At 48.1% G+C, this 19,245-nt stretch carries 8 protein-coding genes, 1 tRNA gene and 1 pseudogene; 8 read left to right on the top strand and 2 right to left on the bottom strand.

Annotated features, from left to right (window positions below):
• Window positions 1-197 precede the first annotated feature (197 nt).
• The 6 genes and pseudogenes from xdhA to H8K29_RS00820 form a co-directional block, all read left to right on the top strand.
• Complete coding sequence (gene xdhA / locus H8K29_RS00845) at window positions 198-1,694, top strand: xanthine dehydrogenase small subunit (protein WP_186896023.1); 1,497 nt, start codon at window positions 198-200, stop codon at window positions 1,692-1,694.
• Window positions 1,691-4,006 (top strand): xanthine dehydrogenase molybdopterin binding subunit, encoded by a 2,316-nt coding sequence (gene xdhB, locus H8K29_RS00840; protein WP_186896022.1) that lies wholly within the window; start codon window positions 1,691-1,693, stop codon window positions 4,004-4,006. Before xdhA ends, xdhB begins: the two co-directional genes overlap by 4 nt.
• 109 nt (window positions 4,007-4,115) lie before the next feature.
• Complete coding sequence (gene guaD / locus H8K29_RS00835) at window positions 4,116-5,444, top strand: guanine deaminase (protein WP_255423209.1); 1,329 nt, start codon at window positions 4,116-4,118, stop codon at window positions 5,442-5,444.
• Window positions 5,445-6,226: 782 nt separating this feature from the next.
• Complete coding sequence (locus H8K29_RS00830; RefSeq protein WP_186896021.1) at window positions 6,227-8,971, top strand: TonB-dependent siderophore receptor; 2,745 nt, start codon at window positions 6,227-6,229, stop codon at window positions 8,969-8,971.
• A gap of 299 nt (window positions 8,972-9,270) precedes the next feature.
• The gene (locus H8K29_RS00825) at window positions 9,271-11,052 is read left to right on the top strand and encodes a S9 family peptidase (RefSeq protein ID WP_186896020.1); all 1,782 of its coding nucleotides are present in this window, start codon (window positions 9,271-9,273) and stop codon (window positions 11,050-11,052) included.
• Window positions 11,053-11,397: 345 nt separating this feature from the next.
• Window positions 11,398-11,844, top strand: a pseudogene (locus tag H8K29_RS00820) (amidohydrolase family protein); the annotation flags it as partial.
• Between the two features lie 181 nt (window positions 11,845-12,025).
• Here H8K29_RS00820 and H8K29_RS00815 read toward each other — a convergent pair.
• A complete protein-coding gene (locus H8K29_RS00815; protein WP_186896019.1) occupies window positions 12,026-14,701 on the bottom strand; it encodes a TonB-dependent receptor domain-containing protein in 2,676 nt (891 codons plus the stop codon).
• 871 nt (window positions 14,702-15,572) lie between these two features.
• On the bottom strand, window positions 15,573-16,112 hold the full coding sequence (locus H8K29_RS00810) for a cytochrome c5 family protein (RefSeq protein WP_186884044.1): 540 nt from the start codon (window positions 16,110-16,112) through the stop codon (window positions 15,573-15,575).
• 230 nt (window positions 16,113-16,342) lie between these two features.
• Between H8K29_RS00810 and H8K29_RS00805 the strand changes: the two genes are divergently transcribed.
• Window positions 16,343-16,419 (top strand) — tRNA-Arg (locus tag H8K29_RS00805).
• Between the two features lie 408 nt (window positions 16,420-16,827).
• The gene (locus tag H8K29_RS00800; protein WP_186896018.1) at window positions 16,828-19,236 is read left to right on the top strand and encodes a TonB-dependent siderophore receptor; all 2,409 of its coding nucleotides are present in this window, start codon (window positions 16,828-16,830) and stop codon (window positions 19,234-19,236) included.
• Window positions 19,237-19,245 lie beyond the last annotated feature (9 nt).

Below are 19,245 nucleotides of genomic sequence, written 5' to 3'. Positions count from 1 at the left end.
TTTTGTAAGAGCCACTGTGCTCAGAACTTTCTTTGTTATTCCCCTTCTTTTTATCGATTCGCTGGCATAAATTCTGCTGTTGATAGTCAGCATCATCATTTCGATATAAATTTAATTTATCTGAATGCTAACCTTCACGGTTCACGTTACTCTCGACTGCTGCGTGCAATTTCACAACACTTCTACACGGGATTCTCATGTCTGGGCTGATACGTTATTTTTTCCAGGGACAAATTCACGAGGCAGATCATTTGCCGCCCACCCGTACCCTGCTCCAGCACTTGCGCGAAGACCTGCATTGCACCGGTACCAAAGAAGGCTGCGCCGAAGGTGATTGCGGTGCCTGCACCGTTGTCACCGGTGAACTGCGGGATGGCAAAGTCGAAATGAAATCCGTGAATGCCTGTCTGCAGCTCATGCCGACGCTGGATGGCAAGGCTATTTTCACGGTGGAAGACCTGAGCCAGGGAGCACCTTTGCATCCGGTGCAGCAAGCGATGGTGGAGTGCCACGCGTCACAATGCGGTTTCTGTACGCCGGGATTTGTGATGTCTTTGTGGGATCTTTATTTGCAAAGAAGCCCGGAGTCAGCGCCCCTGCAACGCAAACAGATCGATATCGCTTTATCCGGTAATCTGTGTCGTTGCACCGGTTACCGCCCCATCATTGATGCCGCGCATCGTATGGAAGAATTACCGCGTCAGGATTTCGATCAGGCTGGGTTGGTAGCCATACTGGCGGGCTTGGTTCGCAGTGAAACACTGGAATATATTTATCAGGGTCAACACTTTTTTGCGCCGCGTACAATATCGGAATTAGTCCGCTTGCGGGCCGCCCATCCGCAGGCATGTTTGCTCGCAGGCGGCACAGATATTGGCTTATGGGTGACCAAACAATTCCGTGAACTGGGCGATATTATTTATCTGGGACACGTTGAAGAGTTGCGCTCGGTAACTGAGAAAAATGATGTTCTGGAGATCGGCGCCGCAGTCACGCTCGACGATGCGTATCGTGCGTTGTGTCAATACTATCCACAGGAATTAAGCGAGTTGTGGCAACGTTTTGCCTCATTACCGATACGCCATGCGGGCACACTCGGCGGCAATGTCGCCAATGGTTCACCGATCGGTGATTCTATGCCGTGGCTGATTGCGCTGAGTAGTCGTATCGTCCTGAAAAGCACTGATGGCGAACGCGAGCTGGCGCTGGAAAATTTTTATCTCGGCTATCAGCAGAAGGACTTGCGCTCGACTGAGATCGTCGCTGCGATACGTATTCCTTTGCCACGCACCGGAAAAATTTTCCGTACCTATAAACTGGCGAAACGTTTTGATCAGGATATCTCTGCTGTGTGTGCCGCCTTTTCAGCACAGTTGCAAAATGGAATATTGTCAGAAGTCAGAATCGCCTTCGGCGGAATGGCTGCAACGCCGAAACGGGCAACGCTTGCCGAAGCCGCGCTGGAACAACAAGTCTGGAATGAAGCAACATTGCAAACGGCGATGCTAGCCTTAGCCGAAGATTACGCACCACTCAGCGACATGCGTGCATCAGCAGAGTATCGCCTGCAAACCGCGCAAAATCTGTTGCGCCGCTTCTGGCTGGAAACGCGCGCAGACGACGCTCTACCGACCGCCTTACTCAATCCATTTGCGGCTGCGGCTGACACAAGCTCAGCAGAGGAGTCCGTATGATCAGGCAAAACGAAACACCATGGGCGGAAGTGGGTAAATCGCATCCGCATGAATCCGCCGTGTTGCACGTCAGCGGCAGCGCCAATTACACCGATGATATTCCTGAAACGCAGGGAACGCTGCACGCAGCACTCGGCCTGTCGGCGCAGGCACATGCGCTGGTGCGGAGAATGGATCTGGATGCCGTGCGACAGGCGCAGGGAGTGATTGCCGTATTCACTGCCCGAGATTTCCCCGGCAGCAACCAGTGTGGTCCCATCATCAAAGATGACCCGATACTGGCGGATGGCGTCGTCGAGTATGTCGGTCAGCCACTGTTCGCCGTAGTTGCCCGCAGCCATGAACTGGCTCGCCGCGCCGCTCGCCTGGCAAAAGTCGATTACGAGACACTGCCTGCCATCCTGCATCCACGCACCGCGCATGAGCAGCAATCGTATGTGCTGCCGCCAATGTCGCTGGCACGTGGAAATGTACAGCAAGCGCTGATGGACGCTCCGCATCGTATCAGCGGCGAATGGCAAGTCGGCGGCCAGGAACAGTTTTATCTTGAAGGTCAGATCGCGTATGCGATTCCAAAAGAAGCGCAGGGCATGTACGTCGCCTGCTCCACTCAGCATCCTAGCGAAATGCAGCACGTTGTAGCGCATGCATTGGCTATTCCTTCGCACAGTGTGCAAGTCGAATGCAGGCGTATGGGCGGTGGCTTCGGCGGTAAAGAATCGCAATCAGCGTTATGGGCTGGTGTTGCTGCTCTGTGTGCGTTCAAACTGCAACGACCAGTCAAGCTCCGTGCAGATCGCGACGATGACATGCTGGTCACGGGCAAGCGCCACGAATTTCATTATGATTATGAAGTCGGTTACGACAACGAAGGGCTGATTCTCGGCGTCAAAGTACAAATGCTGTCGCGCGCCGGCTTTTCCGCCGATCTGTCCGGTCCGGTTGCTACCCGCGCAGTTTGCCATCTGGATAACGCTTACTTTTTGTCCGACGTCGATATCCGCGCCATGTGCTGCAAAACAAATACGCAATCGAACACCGCATTTCGTGGCTTCGGCGGTCCGCAAGGCGCGATACTGATAGAACATATCATCGACGATATCGCTCGCCATCTTGGTAAAGATGCGCTGGATGTGCGACAACTGAATTTCTACGGACGCAATGACAACGAAGGCAGAAACATCACGCACTATGGCCAGAAAGTGGTCGATAACGTGATACACGAGCTGGTCGCAGAATTAGAACAGAGCAGCGACTATAGATCGCGCCGAGCGGCGATTGCAAAATACAACGCGACCAGCCCCGTGCTGAAAAAAGGGCTGGCACTGACACCACACAAATTTGGTATTGCCTTCAACGTGACGCATCTGAATCAGGCGGGTGCCTTAGTGCACGTGTATCTGGATGGTTCTGTGCTGGTCAATCATGGCGGCACCGAAATGGGCCAGGGACTCAACACCAAAGTGGCTCAGGTGGTGGCGCACGAACTTGGTGTACCACTGTCCGCCGTGAAAGTGACGGCAACCGATACCACGAAGGTGGCCAACACATCTGCCACCGCAGCATCGACTGGCACCGATCTGAATGGCAAAGCCGCGCAAGCCGCGGCACGCCAAATACGCGATCGGCTCGCCACATTTGCGGCTGCGACCCTTGGCGGCATCGCCAGCGAAGTAAGCTTCTTTGATGGCCACATCAGCTCAGGCGGCAATACTGTTTTGTTTGCAGAACTGGTGCAGAAAGCCTATCTGGCGCGGGTGCAATTATGGTCCGATGGCTTTTATGCGACGCCGGATTTACATTGGGATGGCAAATCCATGACGGGTAACCCGTTTTCGTACTATGCCTACGGCGCGGCAGTATCAGAAGTGATCGTCGATACGCTGACGGGCGAATGGAAATTGTTACGCGCCGATGTGTTGTACGACGCAGGTCATTCACTCAACCCTGCGGTTGACAAAGGCCAGGTAGAAGGCGCATTCATACAAGGTATGGGTTGGTTAACAACGGAAGAATTGGTGTGGAATGCCAACGGTAAATTGACCACGCATGCACCATCGACGTATAAGATACCGGCAATCTCAGATTGCCCGGAAGATTTCCGCGTCAGCCTGTTTAAAAATACAAACGTCGCTGACAGCATACACAGATCAAAAGCCGTAGGTGAACCACCACTGTTATTGCCGTTTTCTGTATTCTTTGCGATACGCGATGCAATTGCCAGCGTCGCGGATCACCAACGACATCCGCCTTTACCTGCGCCAGCAACCAGTGAAGCCATACTGCGCGCAGTGAATGCGATTCGCGATTAAGATACGCGGATCAAGAATACATTTTTTCAAACAATCACCCAATATTGATGCGGCTTTTCGGGCAAATTAGCCCGGTAAGCCGCATCAATGCAATGCCTGACAGAACCAGATGACTATCCACAATATGCAAGCCTACCGTGCAAGCCTGCTGCACTTTACCGATGATCCACTGCGTAATCCGGATGGAACACATTGGCACGAAGACGGCCTGCTGATCGTCAATGATGGCCACGTTCAGGCAGCGGGTGATTATCAACAGTTAAAATCGACGCTGCCTGATCACGTCGTGGTTGAGCACTTCCTCGGCAAAATCATTACTCCCGGGTTCATCGATACCCATATCCATTATCCGCAGACCGACATCATCGCGTCACCGGCACCGGGGCTGCTGCCTTGGCTGGAACAATATACGTTTCCTGCGGAAAGACAATTTGAAAATCCCCTGCACGCGCAGGAAGTCGCCAATTTTTTTCTGGATGAATTACTGCGTTGCGGCACCACCACCGCGATGGTGTATTGCACCGTGCATCCAGCATCGGTCGACGCCTTTTTCGAAGCGAGCGCGGCACGCAACTTACGCATGGTCGCGGGTAAAGTGCTGATGGATAGAAACTGCCCTGAATTTTTACGCGACACCGCAGAAGGCGGTATCCGCGACAGCGAAACCCTGATCAAAAAATGGCATAAGCATGGCCGCCAGCTGTATGCCATCACACCACGTTTTGCGCCGACTTCCAGCCCGGCGCAAATGCAACTCGCCGGTGAGTTAGCGCATGCCTACCCCGATACCTTTATTCAGACACATGTGGCAGAAAATCAGGATGAATGCGCCTGGGCACGCTCGCTGTTTCCTGAAGCGCGCAGTTATCTTGATATTTATGATCGCTATGGCCTGATGCGGGAACGTGCGATGTTTGCCCACTGTATCTGGCTCAACGATGAAGACCGTGCGCGCATGGCGGCCACCCGATCCGCCGTCGCCTTATGCCCGACATCGAATCTGTTTCTGGGCAGCGGCTTATTTAATTTTCAGCGAGCCGAAGCCCAAAACGTCCCGCTGTCGCTGGCGACCGACGTCGGCGGCGGCACCTCGTTTTCTATGCTGCAAACGATGAACGCCGCGTACAAAGTGGCCCGTATGGGCGGTACCTATCTGCCCGCAACCAAGATGTTTTATCTCGCCACCTTAGGCGGCGCACGCAGTATGCAACTGGAAGGCTATATCGGTAATTTCGTGACCGGTGCCGAAGCAGACTTTATCCTACTCGACCCGCAAGCAACACCACTGCTGAAGCGCCGCACTGCCAGTTGCAACTCATTGGAAGAATTGCTGTTTGCATTAGCACTGCTGGGAGATGACCGCAGCATTGCGGCGACTTATGCTGCGGGTAAACGGGTATCCGGAATGAAAGCATCAAGCAAAGTGAGTATTTTTTAATATTTAATGTCGAGAAAAACAAGATCAACTCGACACTGAAGCAACTACGAGTGAACCTTCGGTATTGCCAAACATCTATACAAAATAAAATAAACCTGCCATCTCGGCCAGATCAAAAAACATGCATGTTTAACCTGATATGCATCGCCCGTAGTCTCAGGTGCAGCCCTCAGTAAGTCAAATCTGCGATTGCGTTTGAATTGAGCCAAGTCTGGGGTAATCCCTGATTTTTTCTATTAGTCTCATTTTTGATTAAATTTTAAGAAAATTTAATCAAATTATTTCAACTCTGTATGTTGCAGCTGTCTACCAAAGCCGGGGGGATTCAAGCAATGAATTCACTGCGACATATAAAGAGCGCATTTTAGTATTTTTTAGCTTTGTTAATTTCATAAAAAATTTAAAAAATATTCAGTAAAAAAAATCACAAATCCGGCCTTTGTAATCAAATTGCAACAAAGAAGATAAAAAAAACCTTTGTACAAAATGCATTAAAAATAATTTTATGTTTTGATTTTTTTCATAAAAATGAATAAATTTTTTACAAATTAAGAATTAACAAAATAATATATTTTCAGGTTAATACGTTCGTATTTGCCATTGTATCGAAATGTATAAAATTTCTAGTCATAACAAATTGACTCATAACATAATTACCAAACCACTATTGAGTTGCCATATGCCATATCGGTTTATGGAAGAAGATAACCAAAACTGCACGCAGTTGTATGTGACTTAGTGAGTGGGTAGCTGCCATTTAAATAAAAATAGAGGGGTAATTTATGAAGTTGAATCGACTGGCGATTGCATTATCCGGCGTTGGCTTGCTGACACTTGCGCAGCAAGGCTTTGCACAAGAAGCCGTGAAAAAGGAAGAAGATAAAAAACAAGAGGTACAAAAAGTTATCGTGACTGGTTCTTCAATCAAGCGCGTGAATTATGAGACTGCATCGCCAGTACAGGTGATTACTCGCGAAGAAATGACACGTGGAGGAGCAACCTCGCTGACCGAAGTCTTGCGCAATGTGTCGTCCAATCTGGGTGGTGTTGATGAAAACCGCACTGGCGGCTTTACCGCAGGTGCATCGGGTCTGAATTTGCGTGGCATCGGCAGTCAGGCGACATTGGTGCTGATCAACGGTCGCCGTCTTGCCCCTTACGCACAACCTGAATATCAAACTACTTTTGTCGATTTGAATTCAGTTCCAGTTGGCGCAGTTGAACGTATCGAAATTTTGAAAGATGGTGCCTCTGCAATTTACGGTTCAGAAGCGATCGCCGGTGTGGTCAATATCATTTTGCGCAACAGCTTTGAAGGTGCTGAGATTTCGTCTTCTTACGCACAATCACAAAGAAATGATGGTGAGCAAACGCGTGTCACTGGTAGCTACGGTTTCGGTAATCTGGCTGAAGATAAATATAACGTCTATGCAACTTTGGACGTTCGCCAACGCAAACCAACGCTAATCAAAAACCGTGATGGTTACATGTCAACTCAGGATTTGCGTGCCTGGGGCTATGCAGACGGTCGCACACTGTACACCTATCCTGGCAATATTTATTGGACTGATAAAGCGACAAATTTATTCGTTGTGCGTCCATTGGGAGGTAACTGCCGTCCAGATCGTTTAGTTCCGGCATCGAACTTATTCGGCGCCGGCACTCAGGGACAGGCTTGTGTGCACGATGATTTCCAGGACTCAACATATAACTCCAGTGCAAAATCTGATCGTATTGGCATAACCAGCAAAGGTACATGGCAAATCAATGCTGATACGACTGCATTTGCTGAAGTGATGATCAATCAAACTAAAGCCAATCTGCAAGGTGTGCCGCATTGGTTCGCGGGTCAGAATGGTCAGATTACTGGCGCTTTACCTATCACACATCCACAGTATCCTAAGGATTTGATTGATCCGGTTACTGGCAAAACCTTAGCTGGTGGTAATGGCACCGTGCGTGTACGGGCATCGTTAACTGACTTACCTGGCCAGGGTTTAGACAATACTGTAACTTTTGGTCGTTATCTCGCTGGTTTGAAAGGTACATTCAAGGACTGGGACTGGGAATCTGCGATGATGTACAACTCCAGTAAAGTTGAATCACGCGCAACTTCTGGCCTGTTAGCGACCCCCTTGGTTGATGCTTATAAAAAAGGTCAGCTCATTTTTGGTCAGATTGGCAGCAATTCAGCATTGGTCAACTCACTGATGGCTCCATCTTACGATCAGTTCAAGTCTGAAATGATGTTGTGGGATGCCAAAGTATCTGGTGAATTATTCCAATTGCCTGCAGGCGCGGTAACTGCAGCGTTTGGCGCTGAATTGCGTCGTGAAACTCTGGATATCAATCCTGATCCTTTATCGGTCGCAGGTGAACTCTATCATCGTGCGCAATCGCAACCCGGATACAAACGTTCGCGTGATATCAAATCGGCATACGCAGAATTGGCTATTCCGGTTTTCAAAACGGTTGAAGCTTCGATGGCTGTGCGTCATGACCGCTATTCCGACTACGGTAGTTCAACAACACCAAAAGTTGGTTTGAAATGGAATGTGACACCGCAGTTCCTGGTTCGTGGTACTTATGCATCGGGTTTCCGTGCCCCGACCTTGGTTGAAAACTCCAGCTCCAATCAAAATGCATTCCTCAGCTACCAAGATCCAGCGCGTTGTAACGAGAAATTCAAAGGTGGCTGCCAATGGAACAGCGCTTATATCAGCGGTTCTAACCCTGACCTGAAACCAGAAACGGCGAAAAGCTATACCCTGGGTGTCGTCTGGGAGCCAAGCAACTGGTTCAATATGTCTCTGGACTATTGGAGAATCAAACGTGACGACGAAATCAGTACCTTTGACGTAAAAACCGTATTGTCGAATCCAGCACGCTATGCGGGGAACCCTGCTGTTGCTATCACTCGCGCTGCATTGACCGATGCGGACAGAACTGCCGGAGCAACAGCTGGAGAAATTACTCTACTCAAAATGTTACTGACTAACGTCGCAACAACACAAGTGAGTGGTATTGACCTTGATATCAAGACCAATTTCAACCTCGGTGAGTACGGAAAAATCAAACCACAAATGACGATGACTTACAACCAGTCGTACAAATCAGCTCCTTCACCAGAAGCTGATTTGATTGAGTACGCTGGCAGTCGTGGTCAACCTCGTGTAATTGCAAACATTGGTCTGGGATGGGAAAAAGCTGCATGGAAAGCATCGATTGATACTGATTACATCGGCCACTTCTCGGCAATTGGCGACTTCACTCAGCCTTGCGAATTTAAAACTCAAGGCTATGAAGCTTTATGCCGCGATATTCCTTCATTCACGACGATGAATCTGGGTGGTAGCTATTCTGGTTTGTACAAAAACCTGAAGCTCAGCTTCGCGATCCGCAATGTATTTGATCGCATGCCTCCTTTTGCACCTAGTCCAAGTAGCGCGCAGAACTTGGCGGTACACCCTTTGCATGATCGCATGGGTCGTTACTTCCAATTAACTGTTGACTACAAATTTAAGTAATAGCACGCAGACTGAATGCCGGAATCTCAGGGTTCCGGCATTTTTTATTTCATTACTAATAATGAAATAAAAAGATTACTAGAAAGAGGACAAAGATCATGAGAAAACAGATAAGTTTGGCATTAATTTCTGCCGCTATTGCTGCACTTGGGGGAGTTTGTTTTCCTGCGTATGCAGATAAGTCGATTCCGGTCGCAGATTTTTTTAAGAAACCACAATATGGCGGTGCGCCAATACTGTCCCCTGACGGTAAAAACATCGCTGTGTTAACCCCGCGCAATGGGCATTTTGTACTTGCCGTGATTAATTTGGAGAGTCGTCAATCAAAAGTGATTGCCTCTGATCCGGATTGGGATATTGGCAGACCCTTCTGGGTTAATAATTCACGTTTGGCATTTAGTGTCACGCGTGGCAGCGATGTTGTCATGGAAGATCAGGATGGTGGCGGCTTGTTTGCAGTAAATATTGACGGCACAAACTTCCGTAAATTGTTGATGACAATTAAGGAAGCAAAAACTGGTCAAAAAGCCTACAAGCCATTTAGTGTAGTCAAACGAGTCAGTAATGAAAGCAATGATTTAATCGTTGTAAATAACGAGCGTGGTAACGATGCTGCTTTGGGTGCCAGCGATTTGTTCCGCTTAGACACAACAACGGGGCGCACTAAATTATTGACCTTTGACAACCCTGGCAAAGTGGGTTCTTGGGTAGTGGATCATGATTTAGTGATACGTGTTGCGTCTTCAAATAGCGTAGACCCAGATAATAAGAGGATTAAACAAACCGTTTACTATCGCGATGGAGAAGGTCAGCCTTGGAAGCAAATTTACCAGGCTTATCATGACGAGGGAAATACCATCAACCCTCTGACATTTGATTTCGACAATAAAACTCTATTAGTCGCCGGACGTTTTAATGGACAGGACAAAGAAGCGATTTACACTTGGGATTTTGCAAAACAGACTGCGGGTGAAATGATCGCAGATCATCCGGTGGCTGACTTGAATGGCGTCATCGTTGATGAGAAACGCAAAAAGATCGTCGGTACTCTGGCGGAAGGTATGACGGCCGAAATGATTTACTTCGACGAAGACTATGCCAAAATCGACGCTACTTTAAAGGCCAGTTTTCCCGGGCAACAAGTGAATTTTTCGTGGTCAGGCAACAATATTGTTGTCTTTGTTTCAGGCGATCAAAATGTCGGTAAAGTGTATCTCTACGATATCGCGAAGAAAAGTCTTGAGCCAATTTATAGTCTGAAACCTGAGCTAGAAGGTAAAAAACTCTCTGCGCAGCAAGTCTTCAATTACACCGCACGTGATGGTTTAAATATTCCCGCCTATCTGACTTTGCCAGAGGGAGTTCCAGCGAAAAATCTACCTTTAGTGGCATATGTACACGGCGGACCACATGCCAGAGACTCTCAAGGTTTTGATCCGCTGTTGCAATTGATGGCGTCACGCGGTTACGCGGTACTACAACCGCAATTCCGTATGTCTACCGGTTTTGGCTGGAAACATCACACTGCAGGTTGGAAGCAATGGGGCCTGGCGATGCAGGATGATGTTTCGGATGGCGTACAACATTTGATCAAGCAAGGCATCGTCGATAAAAATCGGGTTTGCATTATTGGTGCCAGTTATGGTGGCTACGCTACGATGTATGGTTTGATTAAAGACCCTGATCAATATAAATGTGGAATTAACTGGGTTGGGGTGACAGATGTAAAAATGCTGTTTACCGTAACCTGGTCAGATATGAAGGGTCCAGTGATGGACAATATCGGCGCAAAAATGCACGGTGATCCTAAAACGGATGGTGAGTACTTCAAAAAAGTTTCGGCAATCGACAATGCACATAAAATCAAAGCTTCCGTGTTGATGGCTTACGGTAGCGAAGATATACGTGTGCCTCTGATACACGGTGAAAAAATGCGGGATAAGCTGAAAGCTCAGGGTAATGAAGTCGAATGGATGGTATTCACTGGCGAGGGGCACGGCTGGGTCAAAGAAAGCAACCGTATCCTATGGGGTGAAACAGTCGTTCGCTTCCTCGATAAATATATAGGTAAGAATCCTTAAGCTGCAAATAGCAAACTGAAACCTCAATTGGTCGGGTTGATGTTTGATTACCCTGTGTTCAAAGGTATTGTTTACTAAAGATGACGAGTCCACTAACAAGGTGTCCATTGACTTGTGGACTCATCTATATTTACAGATCATTGCATCATTATGAATCAACTCGTTCCCGCGACGAGCGGTTAGCCTTTCAGAACGCTGTTCGCACAATTAAGTACAACGTGTTTTGCGTCAATTTTACTTCAGTTAATCGCTCCGTACATATTCGAAATGCAACTCGAATGGTGGTATACGCATTCCCTGATATCGACGTCCAGACGCGTGTAGCGGCTAATTAGAATTAGCGTCGCCGCTACCCGGTCCGCAGTCGCCTTATGCCCGACATCGAATCTGTTTCTGGGCAGCGGCTTATTTAATTTTCAGCGAGCCGAAGCCCAAAACGTCCCGCTGTCGCTGGCGACCGACGTCGGCGGCGGCACCTCGTTTTCTATGCTGCAAACGATGAACGCCGCGTACAAAGTGGCCCGTATGGGCGGTACCTATCTGCCCGCAACCAAGATGTTTTATCTCGCCACCTTAGGCGGCGCACGCAGTATGCAACTGGAAGGCTATATCGGTAATTTCGTGACCGGTGCCGAAGCAGACTTTATCCTACTCGACCCGCAAGCAACACCACTGCTGAAGCGCCGCACTGCCAGTTGCAACTCATTGGAAGAATTGCTGTTTGCATTAGCACTGCTGGGAGATGACCGCAGTATTGCGGCGACTTATGCGGCGGGTAAGCGAGTACATTAGAGCGAGATTTGCCTTGGTTTTACCTACATCACTTCCGCAATGCGTTAACGTTGACGAGACGATTTTTGCGTTACGCTACGGCTAATCACTATAGCAAAAAAGGCTGATGCAACGCATCAGCCTTTTTTATTACTTTTGAATAAACCATGCGACAGAGAGCTAACTCTGCCGCAAAAGTTGTTTATTTAAAGCGATAGTTTGCTGTTACATAAACAAAACGGCCACGTGGATCGTATTGAGTAACGTCATAACCAGCTTGGAACTGATTCGTTACAGCAGTACCTATGATACCTGGTTGTTTGTCAAACAGATTTTTCACGCCGACAGCCAGTACCAGATTTTTGAAACCTTTGTAGCTGACATTAGCATCAAAGATAGATTCACTGGCAAGGAATACACGGTTGTCGTTCAAATCGTGACCAACTTCATATCCAGTTCTGTAGTTCTGAATCAAAGTTGTCGCCCAAGGTCCCATTGTCCAGGTACCAGCCAGTTGGTGCTTCCAACGTAATACAACGCCACCATTTTGAGCACCGATAACTGGAGCACCAGTACCATCAACCAGCGTGCCAACCTTGTGGGAAATATCTCCACCAGGGCTAGTTTGGTCAAACTTATCCATGTAAGTACCGTTCAAACCCACTTCTAAACGGCCAAAGCTAAATGTATCGCGCCAGTTAGCGAACACATCGACACCTTGCACACTAGCATCGCCAGTATTCGACAATACAGATTTGATCAAAGAAACATCGTTACCTTGCAAAGTTACTAAACTTGCGTAGGCTTTATCACCGTTACGGAAACGAGATACGATTTCCTGAGCAGATGGAGTGGCCAGAATATCTTTAATTTTTACATTAAACACATCAACGCCAACACTGATGTTATTCGTTGGTTGTAACACGATACCAAAAGAATACTGATCAGATTTTTCTGGTTTCAGATTCGGATTACCACCACTGACTTGATTGACTTGCAAACCAGTTTGATTTGTTGCCGGATCGTTAAACGCTTCAGATGTACCCAATGTTTGTGGCGTCCACAGATCAACTAAAGTAGGAGCACGGAAACCTGTGCCAACAGATGCGCGCAGCACCACTGTTTTCACAGGCTGCCAGCGAATATTTGCTTTATAAGTAGTTGACGCACCAATATCGTTATAACGGTCATTACGAACAGAAGCGTTGGCTTCCAGTGTTTTCAATACAGGAACAACTACTTCGCCAAAAACAGAATTCACTGTGCGACTACGGTCAATAGGTACTTGCTGTCCACCTAAACCAGCAATATCTCCACTTTGATAAGCAGCACTTGGTGACGTTACATAACTTTCACGACGAGATTGAAGCCCAGCCGCATACTGCGTTTGTATATCTCCAAGTTTAATAAGATCGCCGGAAATCTTTGCGTCTAACGAATTACTTTTCGAGGTCGCATCAAGAAAGTCACCAGTAAATTTAGATGTTTGAATCTTATCCGCTAACGCGCCAGTTTGTACGCCACCAGGTGCCCATGGATTCCAGTTATTTGCTGGATCATTAATAATCTTGGCATAAGCAACTTGAGAGAAATAACCTGTTGTTACTGCACTGGTTAATTTTGACTCATTGGTTGCAAAACCAATCTCATAGTCTTGATCGGCAATAGTACCTTTTGCGCCAACAACCAAGCGTGATTGTTTCGCAGTATCTACGTTCTGACGTGGACCAAAATCAAATACACGAGAGGTGATAGACAGCGGATTACCATTCAGCAAAGAGTCAAAGCCTTTACTTCTCAAATAAGGTGCCGCAATCGTTTGGTATGCAGGGTTACTTGGATATAAAAGCAGTGCGGGCACAACATTATTCGTCGCAAACAGACCATCTGTTGCGAAGAAACTTGCACGTGCTGGAGACGGCTGATAGGTCTGTGTTACTTTGCTTTGCGAATACAAGGCATCTGCAAATAACTCCATATTGGAGTTAACTTTATATGTGAAGTTACCAGTGAAATTGGCTAATTCACGATCAGGAATTAGGCCAACATCAGGAGCACTATCGTAGTAACAATAAGGTGCACCTTTCGCGGAAGTAGGGAGCAAACCCATCTTAATAGAGCCGCAGTTATTTGCTGCTGCAAGTGGATTACCATAACCACTACCACCTGAGCTGAAGCCCTTATCTGCACCAACACCTGGTGTCCAGCTACCTTGAATGTTACCTAAGCCAGTTGCCGTACCATTGAAATATGGCAGCACTGTTGATGTGGAAGCATAAGAGCGGTCACGTCCAAATAACGTTTTTTCTTTTTCATAAGAACCTGACAAAACAACGCTGTATCCATCAGTATTCAAATCACCAAAGCCAGCAGTAATAGATGCCTTCTGATTCTGACCGCCACCACTCGCTGAAGGCGAACCATATCCGGCAGCTACTTCAATACCTGTTGCCTTTTTAGACAAAATAAAATTGACAACACCTGCGACAGCATCACTGCCGGCAAACGATGCTAAACGACGCCCGTTTACCAGAACCAAGGTACGCGCAGAACCAAGACCACGCAAAGAAATTGAAGACAAACCACCGGTCGATGTTCCTGCGCCTGTCGCATTTGCAGTGGCACCAGACGTGGACAATGCAGAAATTGAATTCAAAAGCTCTTGTGTACTAGTTGCGCCAGTACGGTCAATCTCTGCCTTTGTGATTACTTGCACAGGCAACGCTGTTTCTGCGTCAACCCGTTTAATGGAGGAGCCGGTGATTTCTACGCGCTGTGCTTCTTGCGCCATTGCCAGACCAGGCAATGCTGCAACACCAAACGCCATCGTCAACGCATGGGCAACCAGCGTTTTTTTAAAAACTATATTTTTTGACATGTGAGTTCCTAAGTATCCAATTAAACAATAAGCAACAAGAAACGATGGAAAACCCCGTTCTCTGCTGCTTGTTATTTTTGTGTATGTTTTACGATCAAAAATGAATCAATCCTGCTGCAATACACAATGTCCAACACCCCGTTAAATATTTTTTGCAGATTTTTACACGTTGTTATAGCTTTTGTTCTATGTAAATAAGCCCATTCATACGAACTTATTTATGTAAATAATTCTGTCAAAAAAATATTATTCGTCATAGAAACATCTGGGTACTCTTAGTGTCAATCTGGTTTTTTTTTGCCTTCGCAAAAAAACAACATCGATTTTTCAATAAAAAAACGTCCCTCAGAGACTCGCGCTTTTTTTGTGCAAAGCAATATAAATTATTTGATCGATTGTCGTTTTTTGTTCAATCTGCATTTTATTTATCAAATCATCGCAAATGGCCGAAGAATGCCCTCTGGGAGCTAAAAAATAGCAAATAGATTTACTTATATTTACTTCTGGGAAAGACAGCTTTTATGACGATAAAAGATCTCGGGAAGAGAAAATTTGACTTATTTGCACCAACTTGTGGCAAAAAAATATTTTTGCACCATTTTATGGAAATTTTGCAATTCAAACTAAGTCGACATATTTTTCGGAATGTTGCAGCACCAACCTCGTATAAATCAGCATGCAAGCAATGAGCTAAAAGCAGTTGCTTATTCAAGACCAGCGCTCTTACGCGGCATGAATGTCTTACGTATCTGTTGGCATCAGAAACTTATTTCGCGCTAAGCAACAAACAAAAAAGCCCTCGTAAAAACGAGGGCTTTTTTATTACTACACTCAGTCACAGCACTTATCGTGCAAGTGACGCAGCATGTGTTTATTTCGCTGAAGCATCCGCCTCTGCTGCCGCTTTGACTTCCGGCTCTTTAAATTTGGCGCCACCTGCATTTGCCAGATGCACCACAGCGCGGGCAACTTCGACATCGTCCAGATCAGGGTTGCCGCCTTTGGCTGGCATTGCGCGCAAACCGCCAAGCGCGTGCGTTAACACTGTATCGTATCCCTGAGCAATACGTGGCGCCCAGGCTGCAGCATCGGCAAATTTTGGCGCACCAGCCGCACCGGAGTCATGACATGCGGAGCAAACCATTTTATAGACGGCTTCGCCTGACTGTAATTGTTTAGGGCCAGTGTTGTCTTGGAATGTAAAGCCCTGATCAGCAACCGGGTGAATACGTGCGGCAATCGCTTCCGGCGTTTGCGCAGATGAACCAGCGCCAACTTTTTTATCATTGGCTACATATTGAACCAATAAAACAATAGCGATAATGGGGACCAGAAATCCGGCGAGAATCGCAACGATAAGTTGCTTTGGTGTCTTAATCGCTGATTCGTGTTCGTCGTGCGCGTCGCTCATGGTTTCCTCGTTGCAAATGAAATGGTCGTTCCGGTTGCCCGCCAGCGACTGGAAGTGGCTGGTATCAAAGTTTTTGATTATAGAGCGAAAGATAAGGGTTTGGAACGAAAAGCGGTGTTTCTCTGATCAGTATCAGCGAATCTGCTGATCATCTGCGACAAAAAGCGCGAAGTGATTTACAAGAAACGATGGAAATTAGGTTAAAATGCTGGCCTTGCAACACCCTCACCGCGCCAGTAGCTCAGTTGGATAGAGTACAGCCCTCCGAAGGCTGGGGTCGCACGTTCGATTCGTGTCTGGCGCACCACACTTCCTTTCATTCATTCTCCGGCATTAGCTAGTTGAAGGCGTCTCGTCAAAAAAACATTGAAACGTGTTGATCGCCGTTGATATTCCCGGCTGAGCGCATCCGCTGTCTGCGATACTGATAGCTTGTCTGAACATGTGTTCCAAACGCAAATCACCTACCTCGTTGTTGCCAACCGTCAACATTTCACCTCTGATTTGTCTATCCGTGATATCCGTAAAGAGATAGATAATAGATGTCACGCCAGAGAAACATTTCGTTCTTAGTATCTGACTGCTTCACATCATTCGCATGATTTAAATGGTTTTAATGTGAGTAAAATTAACTTCGTGATAATTACTGCAATTTGTTAACATTTTTGCCAAATGCGGAGTTGCCTGACAGACTCAAACTCAGAGAACGTATCCAATGACTTTATCCCGTACCCGCATCGCACAAGCCGTGGCATTCGTGTGTAGCCTGAATGCATTGTTGATCCCGCAAGCACAAGCGCAAAATAATCTGACTACGCCGTCCGCGACCGGCAATGAAGAAACAGGGGCTCAGGCGGTGATCGTCACGGGCACACGCGGCAGCAATCGTACCCAGTTTGACACCATGGCGCCGGTTGATGTGTTTAACCGGGAAGATATCCGTTCCGTCGATTCATCTGATCTGAATAATGTGCTGGCACAACTGGTGCCATCGTATGTGGTGCAGCGTCTACCGATGGCAGATGGTCAGGTCTTCGTGCGACCCGCCACTTTGCGCGGCTTATCACCCGACCAGACGCTGGTACTGATCAATGGCAAACGCTTCCATCGCAGCGCGCTGCTCGGTTCACGCGGTGCGCAGGCGGCAGATCTGGCGCAGATTCCTGTCAGCGCAATCAAACGCATAGAAGTTCTGCGCGATGGCGCGTCTGCACAATATGGCTCGGATGCGATTGCCGGTGTGATCAACATCATTCTTGACGATACGCCGGGTACGGAATTCTCGGTTCGCCATTCACAATATTCTGAAGGCGATGGCAAGAGCAATGAAGTGAATCTGAAGACGGGCTTCACCTTTGGCGACGCTGGAAAAGCGACGATCTTCGGCGCGTTAGCCAAGTCTGATCCTACTTCACGCACGCGCCAGCGAGCCGATGCGATTGCGTTTCAGGCGGCGCATCCAGAACTGAACGTGCCGAATCCAGTACAACGCTGGGGTCAGCCTGAATTAGAAAGCAAGCGCATCGGTTTCAACGCCAGCATGAACCTCAGCGACACAATCGCGCTGTACAGCTATGGCTTATATAGCAGCGGCGACGGCACCTCTGATTTCAACTGGCGGAACCCAGACACAAGCACTGGTGCGTACAAAACCAGCAGCGTATTCCCCGGCTGGGATTTGCGTCGTTTGTACCCTGTCGGTTTCAGCCCCAGCTATTCCAATGAGCAGGATGATGTGCAGTTCGTCGCCGGCCTACGCGGGCAGGCGAGCGAGCGCATGAATTGGGATGTCAGCGCCTCCTATGGCCGCAACCGCATCGACTATAAACTGGCGAATTCCATCAATGCATCGATGGGGCCTGCCAGCCCGACGGCGTTTTACCTCGGACGTCTGTCACAGGAAGAAAAAATTCTGAATGCAAACGTCAACTACGAGTTACCAGTTGCATCAATGGCGCAACCACTCAATATCGCTTTTGGTACCGAAGTAAGAAATGAAACCTACGGCGTCAAAGCAGGTGAGGTCGCCTCATATACGGTCGGCCCTGGTGCTGCGATCGGGCTGGATGCCAATTCTAACGGCGCACCGGGTTTCAGTGACAGGCAGGCCGGTAGCTGGGGACAGGATAGTTATGCCGCCTACCTTGACATCGAAGCGCCGGTCAGCAAAGCGCTGAATCTCGGTGCCGCCGTGCGTTATGAACATTTTTCAGAATTCGGCAATACCGTCAACGGCAAGCTGTCGGCGCGCTATGCATTGAATCTGGATACGGCCTTGCGCGGTTCGTACTCCACCGGCTTCCGCGCTCCAACGCCGGGGCAATCGAATACCAACAGCACCGGCCAGGGTCTGGATACAAAGACGCTCTTGCTGTTTACCAGCGGACGTCTGGCGAATAATGATCCGCTCGCGATTCTGCTCGGCGCGCAGCCATTGAAACCCGAAAAATCACAAAACCTGTCGCTCGGACTGACATGGAAAAATGCGCTGGGCTTTTCCGGTTCTGTCGATGTGTACAACATTAAAGTGACAGACCGCTTCAGTACCTCAGCTTCGTTTGCCGTACCAGCAGGCATCGCGAATCCGCTGCGTTACACTTCGGTCAGTTATTTCACGAATGACTTCGACACCACGACGCGCGGTATTGATATCGTCGGTAGTCACCTGAGCAAGCTGGGTAATGGCAAGCTGAATCTGACACTGGCATATAACTACAATACAACCACGGTTGACAGCGGCCAATCCAGCGTCGCCACCAATGCGGCACAGCGCAAGGTGTTCGAAGAACGTCTGCCACGCCAGAAAGCGACGATCAGCGGTAACTATGAGACCGGCAACTGGGATGCACTGGCACGCGTTCGCTATTACGGTGCCTGGACCGATAATTCCGGCAATGCGACCGGCGATATTTTCCAGCGCTTTGGCGGCATTCAGTTTCTCGATATCGCCCTCAGTTACAAGCTTAGTCAGAAGCAATCGATACGCGCCGGTATCGATAATCTGCTGAATAAATACCCCGACGAAGCCAGCTTTCAGGCCAGCCGTGGTCTGATTTACTCACGTAACGCACCGTATGACACGGACGGCCGCAGCCTCTACGTTGAATACAAGGTGAAATTTTGAGTGGTAACA

Source organism: Undibacterium sp. CY21W, assembly GCF_014284265.1.
Classification (GTDB): domain Bacteria; phylum Pseudomonadota; class Gammaproteobacteria; order Burkholderiales; family Burkholderiaceae_D; genus Undibacterium; species Undibacterium aquatile.
The sequence above is the reverse complement of the archived record's forward strand: the minus strand, read 5'-3'. Positions and strand labels throughout refer to the sequence as shown.

Bases quoted from the DNA above. Each gene is read 5' to 3' on its own strand.
- xdhA (WP_186896023.1), top strand. From the start codon at position 198: ATGTCTGGGCTGATACGTTATTTTTTCCAGGGACAAATTCACGAGGCA.
- xdhB (WP_186896022.1), top strand. From the start codon at position 1,691: ATGATCAGGCAAAACGAAACACCATGGGCGGAAGTGGGTAAATCGCAT.
- guaD (WP_255423209.1), top strand. From the start codon at position 4,116: ATGACTATCCACAATATGCAAGCCTACCGTGCAAGCCTGCTGCACTTT.
- H8K29_RS00830 (WP_186896021.1), top strand. From the start codon at position 6,227: ATGAAGTTGAATCGACTGGCGATTGCATTATCCGGCGTTGGCTTGCTG.
- H8K29_RS00815 (WP_186896019.1), bottom strand. From the start codon at position 14,701: ATGTCAAAAAATATAGTTTTTAAAAAAACGCTGGTTGCCCATGCGTTG.
- H8K29_RS00810 (WP_186884044.1), bottom strand. From the start codon at position 16,112: ATGAGCGACGCGCACGACGAACACGAATCAGCGATTAAGACACCAAAG.
- H8K29_RS00800 (WP_186896018.1), top strand. From the start codon at position 16,828: ATGACTTTATCCCGTACCCGCATCGCACAAGCCGTGGCATTCGTGTGT.